The organism is Citrobacter braakii, assembly GCF_009648935.1.
In the GTDB taxonomy this organism is placed as follows: Bacteria; Pseudomonadota; Gammaproteobacteria; order Enterobacterales; family Enterobacteriaceae; genus Citrobacter; species Citrobacter braakii.
In genome coordinates this window covers 1652048-1670450 of record NZ_CP045771.1, presented here as the reverse complement: position 1 = coordinate 1670450, position 18403 = coordinate 1652048, and the positions used below count along the sequence as shown (strand labels likewise).

20 protein-coding genes are annotated in these 18403 nt (G+C 55.1%); 15 read left to right on the top strand and 5 right to left on the bottom strand.

Features of this window, described 5'->3' with window-relative positions; translation table 11 throughout:
* Positions 1–110 precede the first annotated feature (110 nt).
* Positions 111–1412 (bottom strand): CYTH domain-containing protein, encoded by a 1302-nt coding sequence (locus tag GFC06_RS07840; RefSeq protein ID WP_103767098.1) that lies wholly within the window; start codon positions 1410–1412, stop codon positions 111–113.
* 241 nt (positions 1413–1653) lie between these two features.
* Here GFC06_RS07840 and GFC06_RS07835 point away from each other — a divergent pair, with 241 nt between their 5' ends.
* Both GFC06_RS07835 and GFC06_RS07830 read left to right on the top strand, forming a co-directional pair.
* Complete coding sequence (locus GFC06_RS07835; RefSeq protein ID WP_016154533.1) at positions 1654–2274, top strand: TIGR04211 family SH3 domain-containing protein; 621 nt, start codon at positions 1654–1656, stop codon at positions 2272–2274.
* Positions 2275–2335: 61 nt separating this feature from the next.
* Entirely contained in the window at positions 2336–3571 is a 1236-nt protein-coding gene (locus tag GFC06_RS07830) for a multifunctional CCA addition/repair protein (RefSeq protein WP_047358654.1), read from the top strand.
* Positions 3572–3623: 52 nt separating this feature from the next.
* Here the strand turns inward: GFC06_RS07830 and bacA are convergent, their stop codons facing one another.
* Both bacA and folB read right to left on the bottom strand, forming a co-directional pair.
* Positions 3624–4442, bottom strand: a complete 819-nt coding sequence (gene bacA / locus GFC06_RS07825; RefSeq protein ID WP_016154535.1) for an undecaprenyl-diphosphate phosphatase — start codon at positions 4440–4442, stop codon at positions 3624–3626.
* An 86-nt stretch (positions 4443–4528) separates the two neighbouring features.
* The gene (gene folB / locus GFC06_RS07820) at positions 4529–4897 is read right to left on the bottom strand and encodes a bifunctional dihydroneopterin aldolase/7,8-dihydroneopterin epimerase (RefSeq protein WP_003828442.1); all 369 of its coding nucleotides are present in this window, start codon (positions 4895–4897) and stop codon (positions 4529–4531) included.
* A gap of 106 nt (positions 4898–5003) precedes the next feature.
* Between folB and plsY the strand changes: the two genes are divergently transcribed.
* Positions 5004–5621, top strand: a complete 618-nt coding sequence (plsY, locus tag GFC06_RS07815) for a glycerol-3-phosphate 1-O-acyltransferase PlsY (protein ID WP_103767162.1) — start codon at positions 5004–5006, stop codon at positions 5619–5621.
* Between the two features lie 31 nt (positions 5622–5652).
* Here the strand turns inward: plsY and ttdR are convergent, their stop codons facing one another.
* Positions 5653–6594 carry an L-tartrate utilization transcriptional activator TtdR gene (ttdR, locus tag GFC06_RS07810; RefSeq protein WP_016154537.1) on the bottom strand — a complete coding sequence of 314 codons (942 nt, stop codon included), beginning with the start codon at positions 6592–6594 and terminating at the stop codon, positions 5653–5655.
* A gap of 212 nt (positions 6595–6806) precedes the next feature.
* On the opposite strand from ttdR, the gene ttdA reads away from it, so the two are divergent.
* From ttdA to ureG, 10 genes are all read left to right on the top strand, one after another.
* Positions 6807–7715 carry a L(+)-tartrate dehydratase subunit alpha gene (gene ttdA, locus GFC06_RS07805; RefSeq protein ID WP_016154538.1) on the top strand — a complete coding sequence of 303 codons (909 nt, stop codon included), beginning with the start codon at positions 6807–6809 and terminating at the stop codon, positions 7713–7715.
* Positions 7712–8317 (top strand): L(+)-tartrate dehydratase subunit beta, encoded by a 606-nt coding sequence (gene ttdB / locus GFC06_RS07800; protein WP_047499219.1) that lies wholly within the window; start codon positions 7712–7714, stop codon positions 8315–8317. The genes ttdA and ttdB overlap by 4 nt, the downstream gene beginning before the upstream one ends.
* A gap of 48 nt (positions 8318–8365) precedes the next feature.
* Positions 8366–9829, top strand: coding sequence for an anion permease (locus GFC06_RS07795; protein ID WP_153689999.1), 1464 nt, complete (start codon positions 8366–8368; stop codon positions 9827–9829).
* A 123-nt stretch (positions 9830–9952) separates the two neighbouring features.
* Positions 9953–10777, top strand: a complete 825-nt coding sequence (locus GFC06_RS07790) for an urease accessory protein UreD (RefSeq protein WP_200011998.1) — start codon at positions 9953–9955, stop codon at positions 10775–10777.
* A 10-nt stretch (positions 10778–10787) separates the two neighbouring features.
* The gene (locus GFC06_RS07785) at positions 10788–11090 is read left to right on the top strand and encodes an urease subunit gamma (RefSeq protein ID WP_016154542.1); all 303 of its coding nucleotides are present in this window, start codon (positions 10788–10790) and stop codon (positions 11088–11090) included.
* A 9-nt stretch (positions 11091–11099) separates the two neighbouring features.
* Complete coding sequence (locus tag GFC06_RS07780; protein ID WP_016154543.1) at positions 11100–11420, top strand: urease subunit beta; 321 nt, start codon at positions 11100–11102, stop codon at positions 11418–11420.
* On the top strand, positions 11413–13116 hold the full coding sequence (ureC, locus tag GFC06_RS07775) for an urease subunit alpha (RefSeq protein ID WP_153690734.1): 1704 nt from the start codon (positions 11413–11415) through the stop codon (positions 13114–13116). The genes GFC06_RS07780 and ureC overlap by 8 nt, the downstream gene beginning before the upstream one ends.
* Before the next feature lie 9 nt (positions 13117–13125).
* Entirely contained in the window at positions 13126–13584 is a 459-nt protein-coding gene (gene ureE, locus GFC06_RS07770; RefSeq protein WP_016157501.1) for an urease accessory protein UreE, read from the top strand.
* Positions 13584–14255, top strand: a complete 672-nt coding sequence (locus GFC06_RS07765; RefSeq protein WP_153689998.1) for an urease accessory protein UreF — start codon at positions 13584–13586, stop codon at positions 14253–14255. The genes ureE and GFC06_RS07765 overlap by 1 nt, the downstream gene beginning before the upstream one ends.
* A gap of 9 nt (positions 14256–14264) precedes the next feature.
* Positions 14265–14882: an urease accessory protein UreG gene (gene ureG / locus GFC06_RS07760; RefSeq protein WP_016154547.1), complete on the top strand. Its 618-nt coding sequence runs from the start codon at positions 14265–14267 to the stop codon at positions 14880–14882.
* Positions 14883–14930: 48 nt separating this feature from the next.
* Here ureG and tsaD read toward each other — a convergent pair whose 3' ends face one another.
* A complete protein-coding gene (gene tsaD / locus GFC06_RS07755) occupies positions 14931–15944 on the bottom strand; it encodes a tRNA (adenosine(37)-N6)-threonylcarbamoyltransferase complex transferase subunit TsaD (protein ID WP_003024694.1) in 1014 nt (337 codons plus the stop codon).
* Positions 15945–16179: 235 nt separating this feature from the next.
* On the opposite strand from tsaD, the gene rpsU reads away from it, so the two are divergent.
* Together rpsU and dnaG are read left to right on the top strand one after the other, a co-directional pair.
* Positions 16180–16395 (top strand): 30S ribosomal protein S21, encoded by a 216-nt coding sequence (gene rpsU / locus GFC06_RS07750; protein ID WP_001144069.1) that lies wholly within the window; start codon positions 16180–16182, stop codon positions 16393–16395.
* Positions 16396–16635: 240 nt separating this feature from the next.
* Positions 16636–18381, top strand: a complete 1746-nt coding sequence (gene dnaG / locus GFC06_RS07745; protein ID WP_019077713.1) for a DNA primase — start codon at positions 16636–16638, stop codon at positions 18379–18381.
* Positions 18382–18403 lie beyond the last annotated feature (22 nt).

Sequence of the window (18403 nt, the reverse complement as noted above, 5' to 3'; positions counted from 1 at the left end):
TGAATAGTACCGGGCAGCGGCATGTTGCCTTATCCAGCCTGCATGACGCTTTCGCCCATCGCGTAAGCCTGATAAGCGCAGCGCCATCAGGCATCCCGGCCTCACCCTGATTATCGTTTTCCGCTGTGCAGCCAGAACGGTTCCAAAGCAATCGCCTCGTTGCGGAAGTGTTCAATTTCAATGTATTGGTTAGACGCAATGGCGTGACGTAAACCCTGCCAGGTGGCGATCCATTCCGATGCGACATTTTCGTCGTAGTATCCCGCCAGCATCAGCATGCTATCAATATTGCGCGTCAGGCGCGGAAGTTGATCGGCGTACTGATCGCCCAGCGGCTGAGCAAAAGCTGTTTTCAATTCAGCGGCATGGCGCGAGAGATGGGTATCCGAGAAACGCTTAAAGGAGTCGGCTATTTTAGCCTGCGCCTTCGCATCAAGGAACGGCTGCCACCCTTTGGTCACCAGCCATTCGGTCAGCGCCAGCTTGGCCATCGCCGTTTGCGTGCTGTAAACCGCGGAAACGGCAGAAACGTCAGACGCAATGATCGCTTCCGACTGGGTCAGCAAATCACGTAAGTGAGCACTCGCTTTTCTCGGCACATTACCGCCAAACAGCATCAGAATGTGACGCACCAGGCCCATCGCAGCCAGCACCTCGGCTTTCGCCCCTTTGACGCCGCGCACCCACAGCTCTTCATGGTACTGCCACTGTGATAATGCCAGCTCCAGCGCCGCTTCCAGCCCTTGCTCAATACTCGCTTTTGCCGGAACCTTCAAAATGCGCGTCGGTTTGAGTTCACGCGGTGCATTCCCCTGAGCCAGATGATAGCCGCGCGCCGCTTTACTCAGGCTGCCCTGGCGTAAACCGGTTTGCGATACCAGCTGGTTTGCCAGCTTCAATACCACACGGGTATCGCCGCTTAACAGCTCCAGTTCAAGCTCACAGATAGGTTCAGCCAACTCGCCCGCTTTCACTTCCCCAAGATCGAGGGCCATTTCAATGCGGCTACCGTCGATATCAAGGTGCCATTTCTCACGGTAAAAATCGGTGCTGAAGAGCGGCTGTACCTGAGAGGCAAGTTCAGCGGGCAGTTCGCCATCAGGCCAGACTTCCGTTGGAAACAGGGAGAGATCCAACTCTGGCGCGTTCAGCGCAACGTTAAACTCCGGCCGCTGATGCAGGCCACCCGTCACTCGTCCGGCAATTTTCATGGTCATTTCGTAATGACCGTTCTCACCGCGAATACGCAGCCCCATATCGTGACCACGCAGCCACGCATCGGGCGTTTCGTAGTAGATATTCAGCAACTGGCTGGGCGCATGATGCTCTCCCCCCAGCGTATTCAGACGTTCACGTAGCGCATCTACAGCGTCACTATTGACGATAAATTTTAATTCGATTTCCTGGGCCATGGTCTTGTACTTATGGGTTATGTCACAGTTGAGAAAACTGACTGCGAACTAAGCTCGTTCTTTATGGTCAGTAGATAGTATTTTGCGCCAAATTGCCATGCAACGAGCAATTTGACGGGCGTAAAAGTTTCGAGTGGTGGCAAAAAGGACACAGATGATTCCGATTGATGTCGAATGCTTTGCGTAGAGACACTGATGCCACTACTATCGTTCCACTTTCTATGACAATAACGACAGCCTGATGCCAAAATTACGCCTGATTGGATTAACTTTACTCGCACTTAGCGCCACTGCAGTCTCTCATGCCGAAGAAAAGCGCTATGTTTCTGACGAACTGAACACCTGGGTCCGCAGCGGTCCGGGAGATAATTATCGCCTCGTGGGTACGGTTAACGCCGGCGAGGAAGTCACGCTATTACAGACCGATGCCAACACTAACTACGCCCAGGTGAAAGACAGCACCGGACGTACCGCCTGGATCCCACTGAAAGAGCTGAACAGTACGCCGAGCCTGCGTACCCGCGTTCCCGATCTGGAAAACCAGGTCAAGACCTTGACCGATAAGCTCAATAATATCGACACCACGTGGAATCAGCGCACCGCCGATATGCAGCAAAAAGTGTCGCAAAGCGACAGCGTAATCGACGGGCTGAAACAAGAAAACCAGAAGCTGAGGAACGAGCTTATCGTGGCGCAAAAGAAGGTCAGCGCAGCCAACCTTCAGCTTGATGACAAACAGCGCACCATCATCATGCAGTGGTTTATGTACGGCGGCGGCGTGCTAGGTCTTGGTTTGTTGCTCGGCCTGGTTCTGCCACACATGATCCCCAGCCGTAAACGCAAAGATCGCTGGATGAACTGAATCGCCTTCTCCGCCGCACTGACATATGATTAAGGGATCATAATTTCAAAAGGAAAGTGGCGTGAAGATTTATCTGGTCGGTGGTGCTGTTCGGGATGCGTTATTAGGGCTACCGATTAAAGATAAAGATTGGGTTGTTGTCGGCGCCACGCCGCAAGAGATGCTCGACGCGGGCTACCAGCAGGTAGGCCGCGATTTTCCCGTGTTTCTGCATCCGCAAACCCGGGAAGAGTATGCGCTGGCGCGTACCGAACGCAAATCAGGCTCGGGGTATACCGGATTCACCTGCTACGCCGCGCCGGATGTGACGCTGGAGGCCGATCTTCAGCGTCGCGATCTGACCATCAACGCAATGGCCCGCGATGACGACGGCGAGATTATCGATCCGTATAACGGACGCGACGATCTGGAAAACCGTCTGCTACGCCATGTGTCCCCCGCCTTTAGCGAAGATCCATTGCGCGTGCTGCGCGTGGCGCGCTTTGCTGCCCGCTATGCGCACCTCGGTTTTCGTATCGCTGAAGAAACCATGACGCTGATGCGCGATATGAACGCCGCAGGGGAACTGGAGCACCTGACGCCAGAGCGGGTGTGGAAAGAAACAGAAGGTGCTTTAACCACCCGCAACCCACAGGTATTTTTTCAGGTCCTGCGCGACTGCGGCGCACTGCACGTCCTGTTTCCGGAAGTAGATGCCCTGTTTGGCGTTCCCGCGCCCGCGCAATGGCATCCGGAAATTGATACCGGTATTCACACGCTGATGACGCTGTCGATGGCGGCCATGTTAAGTCCGGAGGTCGACGTGCGTTTTGCCACGCTGTGCCACGATCTTGGCAAGGCATTGACGCCAAAAGCGCTGTGGCCACGCCACCACGGTCACGGTCCGGCTGGCGTGAAGCTGGTCGAGCAACTGTGCCAACGCCTGCGCGTGCCGAATGACATCCGTGATTTAGCCAAACTGGTAGCCGAGTTCCACGACCTCATTCATACCTTCCCGATCCTGCAGCCGAAAACCATCGTTAAGCTGTTTGATTCCATCGATGCCTGGCGCAAACCGCAGCGCGTGGAGCAAATCGCCCTAACCAGCGAGGCCGACGTGCGTGGGCGAACCGGTTTTGAAGCGGCGGATTATCCACAAGGCAGGCTGTTGCGTGAAGCCTGGCAGGTTGCGCAGGCGGTACCAACGAAAGACGTCGTTGAGGCGGGATTCAAAGGTCAGGCTATTCGCGAGGAACTGACCCGGCGTCGGATCGCGGCGGTGGCCGACTGGAAAGAACAACGTTGCCCGAAAGCGTAGACAGAGCATTGCCGGATAAGCGTTAACGCCGCTATCCGGCAAGCTAGTAAAATCAGAAGAACACGACGTAAACGGCAGCCGCCACAATAAAGCGGTAAATCGCAAACGGAATAAACGAGATGCGCTTAATCAGCTGTAGGAAGGTTTTGATCGCCACCAACGCCACGATAAACGCCGTCACGAAACCAACTGCAAACATCGGAATATCTGATGCGCTGAGGAACGTCCAGCTTTTGTAGAGATCCAGCGCCGTTGCGCCCATCATCATCGGCACGGCCAGCAGGAAGGAGAATTCGGAGGCCGCGTAACGGCTTACTCCCATCAGCATACCGCCAGAAATCGTCGCCCCGGAACGAGAAAAACCCGGCCACAGCGCCAGACACTGGAAACAGCCAATCATAAACGCCTGGCGATAAGTCATATCATCCAGACCCGGCGCACGCGGCTCTTTCGGCTTCAGGCATTCTGCGGCAATCAGCAGCACGCCCCCTACCACCAGCGCATACATGACGTTGATCGGGTTAAACAGAGATTTGATGATGTCGTGGAAAATCAGTCCCAGTACGACGGCAGGAACCATCCCCAACAGGATATGGCCCAGCGTCAGCCGACCTTTGCCAGTGCCTTCATGTGGGACCTTACCGAAGTGAATGCCAATCAGGCCAAACAGACGTCGCCAGAACATCACCACGACCGCCAGGATAGAGCCCAACTGGATTACCACCTCAAATGTTTTTGCGGTGTCACCCTCAAAACCCAACAAGTGGCCAACAATAATCATATGGCCGGTACTGGAAACGGGTAAAAACTCCGTCAATCCTTCGACCACACCCAAAATTGCCGCCACCAGCAGCGAGTGCATATCACTCATTAATGAACCTCTAGATAGATAAACCACGGCGAAAACGAGCCGACATAAAGACCCTTTTATACCCGTTTGGTTTAGATATTATTAATTTAATTATTTTCTTTCAGATTATTGCCACGCTCAATGATAACCCCGACGTTGGCCGCACGGGCTACCGCGCCAGGTTTACTGAGTTTGATCCGCACCCATGGAGAATTAAAACGGCTAAGCAGCAGATCCGCCACCTCTTCCGCCACGCGTTCGACCAGCGCAAAGCGCCCGCCTTCCACATGATTAACAACCGTTTGAGCAATATCAGCATAGCTCAAGCAATCAGCCACATCATCGCTTTTAGCCGATTTACGGTTGTCCCACGCCATTTCGATATCGAACACCAACTGTTGTTCGATCGTTTGTTCCCAGTCGTAAACACCAATAGTGGTGATTACAGAAAGTTGCTCTATAAATACAATATCCATCACGACCTGCCTGCTTTTTGGCTAACCCGGATACCACTTCCGGCGAAATATGCGTATTATCCACAGAAGTAGCGTTTTACACGACATTTTCAAAACGGAACAGCTTATGAGTGCAATCGCGCCTGGAATGATTATCTTCGCGTACCTCTGTGGCTCAATTTCCAGTGCTATTCTGGTATGCCGCCTTGCTGGATTACCGGACCCGCGTGACAGCGGATCTGGGAATCCGGGCGCGACAAACGTATTGCGCATCGGTGGCAAAGGAGCCGCCGTCGCGGTGCTGATTTTCGACGTCCTGAAAGGTATGTTACCCGTCTGGGGTGCCTATGCGCTAGGCATTAGCCCCTTCTGGCTGGGATTGATCGCGATCGCCGCCTGTCTGGGTCACATTTGGCCGGTCTTCTTCGGCTTTAAAGGTGGGAAAGGCGTTGCCACCGCCTTTGGCGCAATTGCGCCGATTGGTTGGGATTTAACCGGCGTGATGGCCGGAACCTGGCTGCTGACCGTCTTATTAAGCGGCTATTCATCATTAGGCGCTATCGTCAGCGCGCTGATCGCCCCCTTTTACGTCTGGTGGTTCAATCCCCAGTACACTTTCCCGGTGTCCATGCTGTCGTGCTTAATTCTGTTACGCCACCATGACAACATTCAGCGTCTGTGGCGTCGTCAGGAGCCAAAGATCTGGACCAAGCTGAAGAAAAAACGCGAAAGAGACCCAGAGTGATTTTAATGTCGGATAGCGACGCCACAGCGTCTTATCCGGCGTGGGGAATGTGATACCCCTCTACCGGTTTGCCTAATCGGTGCTGGCACCACGTCGCCAGAAACTCCACGCACACCCGAAGCTTCACGCTGCGGTACAGCGGCTCCTGATAAACCGCCCAGATATTGGCGCTTTGCGCATAGTCCGGCAGCACGCGCACCAGTTCACCGCTTGCCAGAAACGGCTGCAGGTCCCATTCGGAACGCAGCATAATCCCTTTTCCCTGTAGCGCCCACTGCAACACAATCTCACCGCTGTTGGAGGAAAGATGTCCCGCCACCTTGACCGACTTTTTCTCCTGGCCGTTATCCAGCTCCCACACCCCGTGGGTCATATCGCGTTCTTTAGTGACCAGGCAATCATGACGACTTAATTCCTGCAGCGTTGTCGGCTCACCGTATTTTTGTAAATACGTCGGCGCTGCACATAATATTCTTCTATTTTTCGTTAACAAATGCGCAATATAATAATCCGGAATCTCGTCATTAATACGAATATCCAAATCGATATTATCCTGCGCCAAATCAATTTGCCGATCGTAAAGTTCAAAATGCACCTGTAATTCAGGATAGCTATGCATCAGTTCGGTAATAGCCGGTGCAATATAACTGCGCCCAAAGCCAAAGCTACAGCCGATACGAATCATCCCTGCCGGGCGTGTTTTGAGTTGCGTGACGTCATCGACCAGATGCTGATAGCCCGCAAGAATAGCCTGCGCATGTTCATAACAACGTTGACCACTCTCCGTGAGTGTCACGCCGCGCGCGGAGCGGCTTAGCAGCGTCGTCCCCAGCGTTGACTCAAGGATCTGAATGCGTTTCGTCACAAATGCGGGCGTTTGGCCGAGCGCCGCGGCGGCGGCACTGAAGCTGCCGCTATGAACAATTTCAACCAGGACCTGCAGGTCTTTCGCGAGGGGATACGTGTTCAGCATGATCGGTATATCCGTAAAGTTGTTAACTGCAGTGTAATTCCCTCATGCGTATTAAACCCTGCCTTTGCGCAATTTTTATTGCTTATCTGAACATCATTCACGATCTGTTAATTGGATATTCACAGTGGCAAATAATATAAACCCACATTTTTAGTGGTAGTTTGTGGCGGAGAATTTATTTCCAGATAAATAAAAGAACTGGAGTTAACAAGATGAGCAATCAAAATAACCAAAATGCGATAACTACGCTGACAAACATTGTCGCCGATTTTACCGCCATGATTTCTACCCGCATGCCTGATGACGTCGTAGATAAATTAAAACAGCTGCGTGAAGGCGAAACTTCGCCGATGGGTAAAATCATCTACCACACCATGTTTGACAACATGCAGAAAGCTATCGACCTGAACCGTCCGGCCTGTCAGGACACCGGCGAGATTATGTTCTTTGTGAAGGTCGGCTCCCGTTTTCCGCTGCTGGGCGAACTGCAAAGCATCCTGAAACAGGCCGTTGAAGACGCCACGGTAAAAGCGCCGCTGCGCCATAACGCGGTCGAGATTTTTGACGAAGTGAATACCGGCAAAAATACCGGTACCGGTGTGCCGTGGGTCACCTGGGACATCATCCCTGATAACGACGACGCGGAAATCGAAGTCTACATGGCAGGCGGCGGTTGTACGCTGCCGGGACGTTCGAAAGTGTTAATGCCTTCTGAAGGCTACGAGGGCGTGGTGAAATTTGTCTTCGAAAATATCTCCACGTTGGCAGTCAACGCTTGCCCGCCGGTGCTGGTGGGCGTAGGTATTGCCACCTCCGTGGAAACCGCCGCCGTCCTTTCTCGTAAAGCAGTACTACGTCCTATCGGATCACGTCATCCGAATCCAAAAGCGGCCGAACTGGAACTGCGTCTTGAAGAAGGGCTGAACCGTCTGGGCATTGGCCCGCAAGGGTTGACCGGGAATAGCTCGGTGATGGGCGTGCATATCGAATCCGCCGCACGCCATCCGTCGACTATCGGCGTTGCCGTTTCTACCGGCTGCTGGGCACACCGTCGCGGCACGCTGTTGGTTCATGCTGACCTCTCCTTCGAAAACCTGTCTCACACCCGGAGCGCGTTATGAAAAAGATCCTCACAACCCCGATCAAAGCCGAAGATCTGGCCGACATTCGCGTTGGCGATGTCATCTACCTGACCGGTACGCTGGTGACCTGCCGTGACGTGTGTCACCGCCGCCTGATCGAACTGAAGCGCCCGATTCCTTATGACCTGAACGGCAAAGCCATTTTCCACGCGGGGCCCATCGTACGTAAGAACAGTGAAAAATGGGAGATGGTCTCCGTTGGCCCAACCACCAGCATGCGTATGGAAGCGTTTGAGAAAGACTTTATCGAGCAGACGGGCGTCAAACTGGTGGTCGGCAAGGGCGGCATGGGACCGCTAACGGAAGCAGGCTGCAAACAGTTTAAAGCGCTGCACGTAATCTTCCCGGCAGGTTGTGCGGTCGTGGCGGCAACCCAGGTTGAAGAGATCGAAGAGGTACACTGGACCGAACTTGGCATGCCGGAATCCCTGTGGGTATGTCGGGTTAAAGAGTTCGGCCCGCTGATCGTTTCCATCGATACCCACGGCAATAACCTGATCGCCGAAAACAAAAAGCTGTTCGCTGAACGTCGCGATCCTATCGTCGATGAAATCTGCGAGCACGTGCACTACATCAAATAACCCTCCCGGAGAGGCGCTGCGCCTCTCCCTTTTCGTAGGGATACAACAATGGCACCTTTAGCTGGTTGGTGGCGATACCTGGCTCCGCTGGTGGTCATCGCCATTATTGCTGTACTGCCCGTCCCCAACGGCCTTGAGAGCCACACCTGGCTCTATTTTGCCGTTTTTACCGGTGTGATTGTGGGGCTTATTCTGGAACCTGTACCGGGCGCGGTGGTGGCGATGATTGGCATTTCGATCATCGCCGTCCTTTCACCGTGGCTGCTGTTCAGCCCGGAGCAACTCGCGCAGGACGGTTTTAAATTTACCGCCAAATCGCTGTCATGGGCGGTATCAGGTTTTTCAAACTCGGTAATCTGGCTTATCTTCGCGGCCTTTATGTTTGGTACCGGCTATGAGAAAACCGGGCTCGGTCGACGTATCGCGCTGATGCTGGTGAAAAAGATGGGGCACCGGACGCTGTTTCTCGGCTATGCGGTGATGTTCTCTGAACTTATCCTCGCTCCCGTCACGCCGTCCAACTCCGCGCGCGGGGCCGGAATAATCTACCCGATTATCCGCAACCTGCCGCCGCTGTATAACTCGCAGCCCAATAGCGCCAGTTCTCGCTCCATTGGCTCGTACATTATGTGGATGGGCATTGTCGCCGACTGCGTCACCAGCGCCATTTTCTTAACGGCGATGGCACCGAACCTGCTGTTAATCGGCCTGATGAAAGGCGCGTCACACACGGCGCTGAGCTGGGGCGACTGGTTCTTAGGCATGCTGCCGCTGAGTATTTTACTGGTGCTGATTGTGCCCTGGCTGGCGTACGTGTTGTATCCACCGGTGCTGAAATCCGGCGATCAGGTTCCGCGCTGGGCGGATACCGAGCTAAAAGCAATGGGACCGCTCTGCGCACGCGAGAAAAAGATGTTGGTGCTGATGGTCGGCGCACTGGTGCTGTGGATCTTCGGCGGCGATTACATTGACGCTGCGATGGTCGGATACAGCGTAGTGGCGTTGATGCTGGTACTGCGCATCATTAGCTGGGATGACATCGTCAGTAATAAAGCCGCGTGGAACGTCTTTTTCTGGCTGGCCTCGCTGATAACGCTGGCGACCGGGCTCAATAACACCGGTTTTATTACCTGGTTCGGCAAGCTGCTGGCAAACGGGTTGAGCGGCTATTCGCCGATGATGGTGATGGTGGCGCTCATTGTGGTGTTCTATCTGCTGCGCTACTTCTTTGCCAGCGCCACGGCGTATACCTCCGCCCTGGCACCGATGATGATTGCCGCCGCGCTGGCGATGCCGGAAATCCCACTTCCGGTCTTCTGCCTGATGGTCGGCGCAGCCATTGGTCTCGGCAGCATTCTGACCCCGTATGCCACCGGTCCTAGCCCTATCTACTACGGCAGCGGCTATTTGCCGACGGTAGATTACTGGCGACTCGGTGCTATTTTTGGCCTGATTTTCCTTGTGCTGCTGGTGATTACCGGTCTGGTCTGGATGCCCCTCGTTATACTGTAAAACCCCATTGGGGCGGCATATTGTCGCCCCTTCATCCATAAGCTTCTCATATGATCGATTTCCCGATGTGCTGAGGCATACTTTTTTGTATGCAAACACCCTCATGCTGATAAGGGAAACGCTCTGGACACGGTTGCGCACGAGACACTCACACGGGGCTGGCAGGCCGAACTGGATCTGCATTTCACCCGCACTGGGCACAACACGGTGCTCGCCTCGGCGCGTCATCATGGTCCATTGACGGTTCAGCGCCCGTTTTACCCGGAAGAGGACGTCTGCCACCTCTATTTGCTTCATCCACCCGCGGGGATCGTCGGCGGGGATGAACTACACATTGCCGTAACTCTCAACGAAAACAGTCATGCGTTAATCACCCAGCCCGGCGCGGGAAAGTTTTATCGCAGCGGTGGGCCGCAGGCGTTGCTGCGCCAACATTTCACGCTCGCGCCGCACGCCACGCTGGAGTGGCTCCCCCAGGATACGATCCTCTTTCCTGGCGCCAACGCCACTATCCAGTCCGTCTTTCACATCGCGTCGGAGAGTCGACTGCTGGCCTGGGATCTGCTGTGCCTCGGGCGACCGGTTATGCAGGAGTCCTTCAGCCACGGCACGCTGCAAAACCGTCTGGAAGTGTGGCGAAATGGGCAGCCGCTGCTGATAGAGCGCTTGCAGTTGCAGAAGGGGGAGCTGAGCGGCGTCGCGCACCATCCCTGGGTCGGCACGTTGCTGTGTTATCCGGCCACTGAAAACATGCTGGAAGGCACGCGCGAGCGGCTGACGCCGCTTGGCGATTACGCCGGGGCAACGCTTAACGACTCACTGCTGACGATCCGCTTTCTTGCCGACGACAACCTGATTGTTCAGCGCGTTATGCGTGACATTTGGCAATTTCTGCGCCCGCTTTTGACACACAAACCGCCCGTACTGCCGCGAATCTGGCAAACCTAAGAGACCCCGTATGGAACTGACCCCCAGAGAAAAAGACAAGCTGTTGCTGTTTACCGCCGCGCTGGTGGCAGAACGTCGCCTGGCCCGCGGGCTGAAGCTGAACTATCCGGAATCGGTGGCGCTAATTAGCGCTTTCATCATGGAAGGGGCACGCGATGGTCAAACCGTGGCCTCGCTGATGGAAGACGGGCGTCACGTCCTGCGCCGCGATCAGGTGATGGAAGGCGTTCCGGAGATGATCCCAGATATTCAGGTTGAAGCAACGTTTCCGGACGGATCAAAGCTGGTCACCGTCCACAACCCGATCGTTTAAGGAGCGGCAATGATCCCAGGTGAATATCAGATAGCCAAAGGCAATATCGCGCTCAATCAGGGGCGGGAAACCTGTACGATCGTGGTGGAAAATCATGGCGACAGACCCATCCAGGTGGGATCGCATTATCACTTTTCCGAGGTGAACCCGGCGCTGCGCTTTGACAGGCGGGCTGCACGCGGCTTTCGTCTAAACATTCCTGCGGGCACGGCGGTACGTTTTGAGCCGGGACAAAAACGCGAAGTCGAACTGGTGCGCGTCGCTGGCGCACAAAGGATCGTGGGTTTTCGCAGCGAAGTGATGGGCGCGCTGGAGGCAAATGATGAGTGAAATTTCACGGCAGGCGTACGCCGACATGTTTGGCCCAACCATCGGCGATAAGGTACGCCTGGCGGATACCGAGCTGTGGATTGAGGTGGAAAAAGACTTCACCACCTACGGCGAAGAGGTCAAATTCGGCGGCGGGAAAGTGATCCGCGACGGCATGGGTCAGGGACAAATGCGCGCGCAAGCGTGTGTGGATCTGGTGATAACCAACGCCCTGATCGTCGATCATTGGGGGATCGTGAAAGCGGATATCGGCATCAAGGACGCCAGGATCTTCGCCATCGGCAAAGCGGGTAATCCTGATATTCAGCCCGACGTCACGATCCCGATAGGCGTGGGAACTGAAGTCATCGCCGGGGAAGGCAAGATCGTCACCGCGGGCGGCGTGGATACGCATATTCACTGGATCTGCCCACAGCAGGCACAGGAGGCGCTGGTCTCCGGCGTAACGACGATGATCGGCGGCGGTACCGGCCCGGCAGCAGGAACTAACGCCACCACCTGCACGCCGGGTCCGTGGTACATCGCGCGCATGCTGCAGGCGGCAGACGCCTTGCCGGTTAACATCGGTTTGCTGGGTAAAGGCAACGGCTCAAACCCTGACGCCCTGCGCGAGCAAATCACCGCGGGCGCCATTGGCCTGAAAATCCATGAAGATTGGGGCGCCACGCCAGCCACCATCAACTGTTCCCTGGAAGTGGCAGAGGAGATGGATATCCAGGTGGCGCTGCACAGCGATACGCTCAATGAGTCCGGTTTCGTTGAAGATACGCTGGCGGCGATTGGCGATCGCACCATTCATACCTTCCACACCGAAGGCGCGGGCGGCGGCCATGCGCCAGATATCATCACCGCCTGCGCGCATCCGAATATTCTGCCCTCCTCCACTAACCCGACGCTGCCCTATACCGTCAACACCATCGACGAGCATCTCGACATGCTGATGGTTTGCCACCACCTCGATCCGGATATCGCCGAAGACGTGGCCTTTGCCGAATCACGCATTCGCCGGGAAACGATCGCTGCCGAAGATGTGCTGCATGACATTGGCGCGTTTTCCCTGACCTCGTCCGATTCACAGGCGATGGGGCGCGTGGGCGAAGTGATCCTGCGCACCTGGCAGGTGGCGCACCGCATGAAGGTTCAGCGTGGTCCGCTGGCAGAAGAAACAGGCGACAACGACAACCAGCGCGTTAAACGCTACGTCGCCAAATACACCATCAACCCGGCGCTAACCCACGGCATCGCCCACGAAGTTGGCTCCGTTGAGCCTGGCAAACTGGCCGATCTGGTGCTGTGGTCCCCAGCCTTTTTTGGCGTAAAACCAGCGACGATCGTAAAGGGCGGGATGATCGCGTGTGCGCCGATGGGCGATATCAACGCCTCGATCCCCACCCCGCAGCCGGTGCATTACCGCATGATGTTCGGTGCACTTGGCGCGGCGCGGCATCGTACTCGGCTGACCTTTATTTCGCAGGCCGCTAACGCGCAAAACATCCCGCAGCAGCTCAATTTGCAAAGCGCCATCGCCGTCGTCAAAGGCTGTCGGACAGTGAAAAAGGCCGACATGATCCACAACGGCCTGCAACCCAATATCACCGTCGATGCTCAGACTTATGAGGTGCGCATTGATGGCGAACTTATCACCAGCGAACCGGCAGACGTTTTGCCGATGGCGCAACGCTATTTCCTGTTTTGAGGAGTGACGATGATCTACCTGACCCAACGCCTTGACCACGCCCACCGCGTCACCGCAAGCGTCACGCTACCCATTGATATTCGAGTAAAAAGCCGTGCCAGAGTGACGTTGAACGACGGTCGCGAAGCCGGGCTAATGCTTCCGCGCGGTTTGCTGTTACGCAGTGGTGACCTGCTGACCACCGAAGATGGCAGCGAGGTGATCGAAGTGATCGCCGCGCCGGAGTCAGTTTCCGTGGTGCGCTGCGCCGATCCTTTCCTGCTCGCTAAAGCCTGTTATCACCTCGGCAATCGCCACGTTCCACTGCAAATTCTGCCGGATGAGTTGCGCTACCATCACGATCATGTGCTGGACGCCATGTTGCGCCAGTTCAGCCTGGAGGTGACGTTCGCTCAACTACCGTTTGAACCGGAAGCAGGCGCTTATGCCAGTGAATCACACGGGCATCATCACGCCCATGCGCACTGATGCATAACATCCAACAGCTGCGTCTGATGCAGCTCGCCAGCAGCGCTCTCCCGGTGGGGTCGTTTACCTGGTCCCAGGGTCTGGAGTGGGCGGTTGAAATCGGCTGGGTGAAAAGCGCCGATGACTTCTCTGACTGGCAAATCCAGCAGATGGAGCAGAACTTCTTTACCGTCGACCTACCGCTACTGGCGAGACTGTATCGCGCCTGCGAGCAGGACGATCTGGCTGCAGCACACCGCTGGAGCGCTTACCTGTTGGCCTGTCGGGAAACCCGCGAACTTCGGGATGAAGAACGCAGTCGGGGCTCTGCGTTTACGCGGCTGGTCACCGACTGGGAAGCAGATTGCTCGCGGGAGTGGCGCGCGCTCTTTGTCGACAGCCAACTCTGCGGTATGGCCTGGCTGGGCGTGCGCTGGAAAATCCCCCTGACCGAGCTGGCGTTAAGCCTCGGCTACAGCTGGATTGAGAGCGCAGTGATGGCTGGCGTCAAACTGGTCCCTTTTGGGCAGCAGGCGGCCCAGCGTTTGATCATTGCGCTCTGCAATCGGTATGCGCAAGGTCTGGCACAGGCGCTGGCGTGTCCTGACGCCAGCCTCGGCTCAGCAACGCCGTTGGCGGCCATCGCATCTGCCCGGCATGAAACCCAATATTCCCGATTATTCCGCTCCTGAGGAGAAAAAATGAGTAACAACAAGCATCCCCTGCGCGTGGGCGTTGGCGGCCCGGTTGGCTCCGGCAAAACGGCGCTGCTGGAAGCGTTATGCAAATCCATGCGCAGCAGCTATCAACTGGCGGTGGTGACCAACGATATCTATACCAAAGAAGATCAGCGCATTCTCACCGAGGCTGGCGCACTGGAGCCAGACAGGATCGTCGGCGTGGAAACCGGCGGTTGCCCGCATACCGCTATCCGTGAAGATGCATCGATGAATCTGGCCGCCGTAGAGGCGCTGAGCGAGAAATTCGGCAATCTGGATCTGATTTTTGTGGAAAGCGGCGGCGATAACCTGAGCGCCACCTTCAGCCCGGAATTAGCGGATCTGACGATCTATGTGATCGACGTTGCCGAAGGTGAGAAGATCCCGCGTAAAGGTGGCCCGGGGATCACCAAATCTGATTTTCTGGTGATCAATAAAACCGATCTGGCCCCTTACGTGGGCGCCTCGCTGGAGGTGATGGAGCGCGATACCCTACGCATGCGCGGCGAGCGTCCGTGGACGTTTAGTAATTTAAAATCCGGAGAAGGTCTGGAAAAAATTATCGCGTTTCTGGAAGAGAAAGGGATGCTGCGGGAGTAGAGTATTGCCCGGTGGCGCTACGCTTACCGGGCCTACAATATTATGTACTTATGCCGCCGGTAATTCCGCCAGCGGCCAGCGAGGACGCACGGTCACGCCAAGATCCGCCGTTGCACCCGCTTTAAAACGCACCATGCCCGCGTAGGCGATCATCGCCCCGTTATCGGTGCAAAATTCCGGACGCGCGTAAAACACTTCGCCACGACGCTTTTGCATCATCTCGGCCAGTTTTGCACGCAGCGTACGGTTAGCGCTCACGCCCCCCGCCATCACCAGACGTTTAAAACCGGTTTGATCCAGCGCGCGTTTACACTTGATCATCAGCGTATCAACCACAGCATCTTCAAACGCACGGGCGATATCTGCACGCGTCTGATCGTCATTTTCGTTATTACGAATGGTATTCGCGGCGAAAGTTTTCAGGCCGGAGAAACTGAAATCCAGACCCGGACGGTCGGTCATCGGGCGCGGGAAGACAAAGCGTTTTTCAACGCCTTGCGATGCAAGCTTTGACAGCATTGGGCCGCCAGGATAATCCAGCCCCAGCAGCTTGGCCGTTTTATCGAACGCTTCACCGGCGGCATCATCTATCGATTCACCCAGCAATTCATACTGCCCAATACCGGTGACGCTGATCAGTTGCGTGTGACCGCCGGAAACCAGCAGCGCAACGAACGGGAAAGCAGGGGGATTATCTTCCAGCATCGGCGCCAGCAGATGCCCTTCCATATGGTGTACAGGAATTGCCGGTACGCCCCAGGCGAACGCCAGCGAACGTCCTACGGTTGCGCCGACCAGCAGCGCGCCAACCAGACCAGGACCTGCGGTATACGCCACCGCATCAATCTCTTTTGCCGTCAGTCCCGCTTCTTTCAGCGCGGCCTGGATCAGCGGTACGGTTTTACGTACGTGATCGCGCGAGGCCAGTTCTGGCACTACGCCGCCGTAGTCAGCGTGTAATTTCACCTGACTATACAATTGGTTGGCTAAAAGACCTTTTTCATCGTCGTAAATGGCGATGCCGGTTTCATCGCAGGATGTTTCAATACCCAGTACACGCATGACTTGTTTTACCTCGCTCTATTACCGCGCAGTGTAGGACCAATGCGGGTTGATGTAAAACTTTGTTCGCCCCAGGAGTTCCGCTCGTGTATACTCCTTATCCTTATAAAAGTCCCTTTCAAAATCGCGTCGGTGCTTTACAAAGCAGCAGCAATTGCAGTAAAATTCCGCACCATTTTGAAATAAGCTGGCGTTGATGCCAGCGGCAAACCGAATTTATAAAGGTGAGAGTTACATGCCGGTAATTAAAGTACGTGAAAACGAGCCGTTCGACGTAGCACTGCGTCGCTTCAAGCGTTCATGCGAAAAAGCAGGTGTTCTGGCGGAAGTTCGTCGTCGTGAGTTCTATGAAAAACCGACTACTGAACGTAAGCGCGCTAAAGCTTCTGCTGTGAAACGTCACGCGAAGAAACTGGCTCGCGAAAACGCACGCCGTACTCGTCTGTACTAATCCATTGAGAGCCAAGGCTCTCAATTCAGACAGAGTTGTAGTTGTAAGGCCGTGCTTCCGGAAGGAATGCGCGGCTTGTTTTCGTTTATACGCGTCATCATTCAAGCTGCCTCTGCGTTGGCTGCAGTCGTTCCCTCCAGTCACGTACTGATGTACGCTCCTGAGGATTCGCTCCCTTGCCGTCTTGAAGCATCTTGAATGATTTTGTGTATATAAGTCATAAAAAAATAAACGGGGCATATGGCTGGACGAATTCCACGCGTATTTATAAATGACCTGCTGGCAAGAACCGACATTGTCGATCTCATCGACGCGCGGGTAAAGCTGAAGAAGCAGGGCAAAAATTATCACGCGTGCTGTCCGTTCCATAACGAAAAAACCCCCTCTTTCACCGTAAACGGTGAGAAACAGTTTTATCACTGCTTTGGGTGTGGCGCACATGGCAACGCCGTCGACTTTCTCATGAACTACGACAAGCTCGAGTTTGTGGAAACCGTCGAAGAACTGGCCGCAATGCACAACCTTGAAGTGCCCTATGAAGCAGGCAGTGGCCCTAGTCAGATAGAGCGCCATCAACGGCAAAGCCTTTATCAATTGATGGACGGCCTGAACACTTTTTATCAACAGTCTTTGATGCAACCCGCCGCTACCCCCGCGCGCCAGTACCTGGAAAAGCGAGGATTAAGTAGCGACGTGATCACCCGTTTTGCTATTGGTTTTGCGCCCCCCGGCTGGGACAACGTCCTGAAACGGTTTGGCGGCAATGCTGAGAATCGTAAATCGCTGGTCGATGCGGGAATGTTGGTCACCAACGATCAGGGACGCAGTTACGATCGCTTCCGCGAACGGGTGATGTTCCCCATCCGCGACAAACGTGGTCGAGTCATTGGTTTTGGTGGACGCGTGCTGGGCGATGCCCTGCCGAAGTATCTCAACTCCCCGGAAACCGATATTTTCCATAAAGGTCGCCAGCTGTATGGCCTTTATGAAGCCCAGCAGGATAACGCCGATCCGCAGCGCCTGTTAGTGGTAGAAGGCTATATGGATGTGGTGGCGCTGGCGCAATACGGCATTAACTACGCTGTGGCATCCCTTGGGACGTCAACCACCGCCGATCACATCCAGTTGTTGTTCCGCGCGACGAACAACGTAATTTGCTGTTACGACGGTGACCGTGCCGGACGCGACGCAGCATGGCGCGCGCTGGAAACCGCACTGCCCTATATGACAGACGGACGCCAGCTACGCTTTATGTTTTTACCTGACGGCGAAGACCCCGATACGCTGGTGCGTAAAGAAGGGAAAGAGGCCTTTGAAGCCCGGATGGAGCAGGCGCTGCCACTCTCCGCGTTTTTATTTAACAGCCTGATGCCGCAGGTGGATTTGAGTACCCCGGACGGACGCGCACAGCTCAGCACGCTGGCATTACCGCTGATTACTCAGGTACCAGGCGAAACGTTACGCATTTATCTGCGACAGGAGTTGGGAAACAAGCTCGGCATTCTGGATGACAGTCAGCTTGAACGTTTAATGCCAAAACTGGCAGAAAATGGGGCTTCCCGCCCTGTTCCACAGCTAAAACGTACGACCATGCGTATACTTATAGGGTTGCTGGTACAGAACCCGGGTCTCGCCCCGCTGGTTCCGCCGTTAGGCGCACTGGATAGCAATAAACTGCCTGGACTTGGCTTATTCAGAGAACTGGTCAACACTTGTCTGGCTCAGCCAGGTCTGACCACCGGACAACTTTTAGAACACTATCGTGGCACAAATGATGCTGCGACCCTTGAAAAACTGTCGATGTGGGACGATATAGCAGATAAAGATATCGCAGAAAAAACCTTCACCGACTCACTCAACCATATGTTTGATTCGATGCTTGAGCTGCGCCAGGAAGAGTTGATAGCTCGTGAGCGCACACACGGTTTAAGCAGCGAAGAACGCCGGGAACTCTGGACGCTGAACCAGGAACTGGCCAAGAAATAACAGAAAGACAAAAGTATTTAAC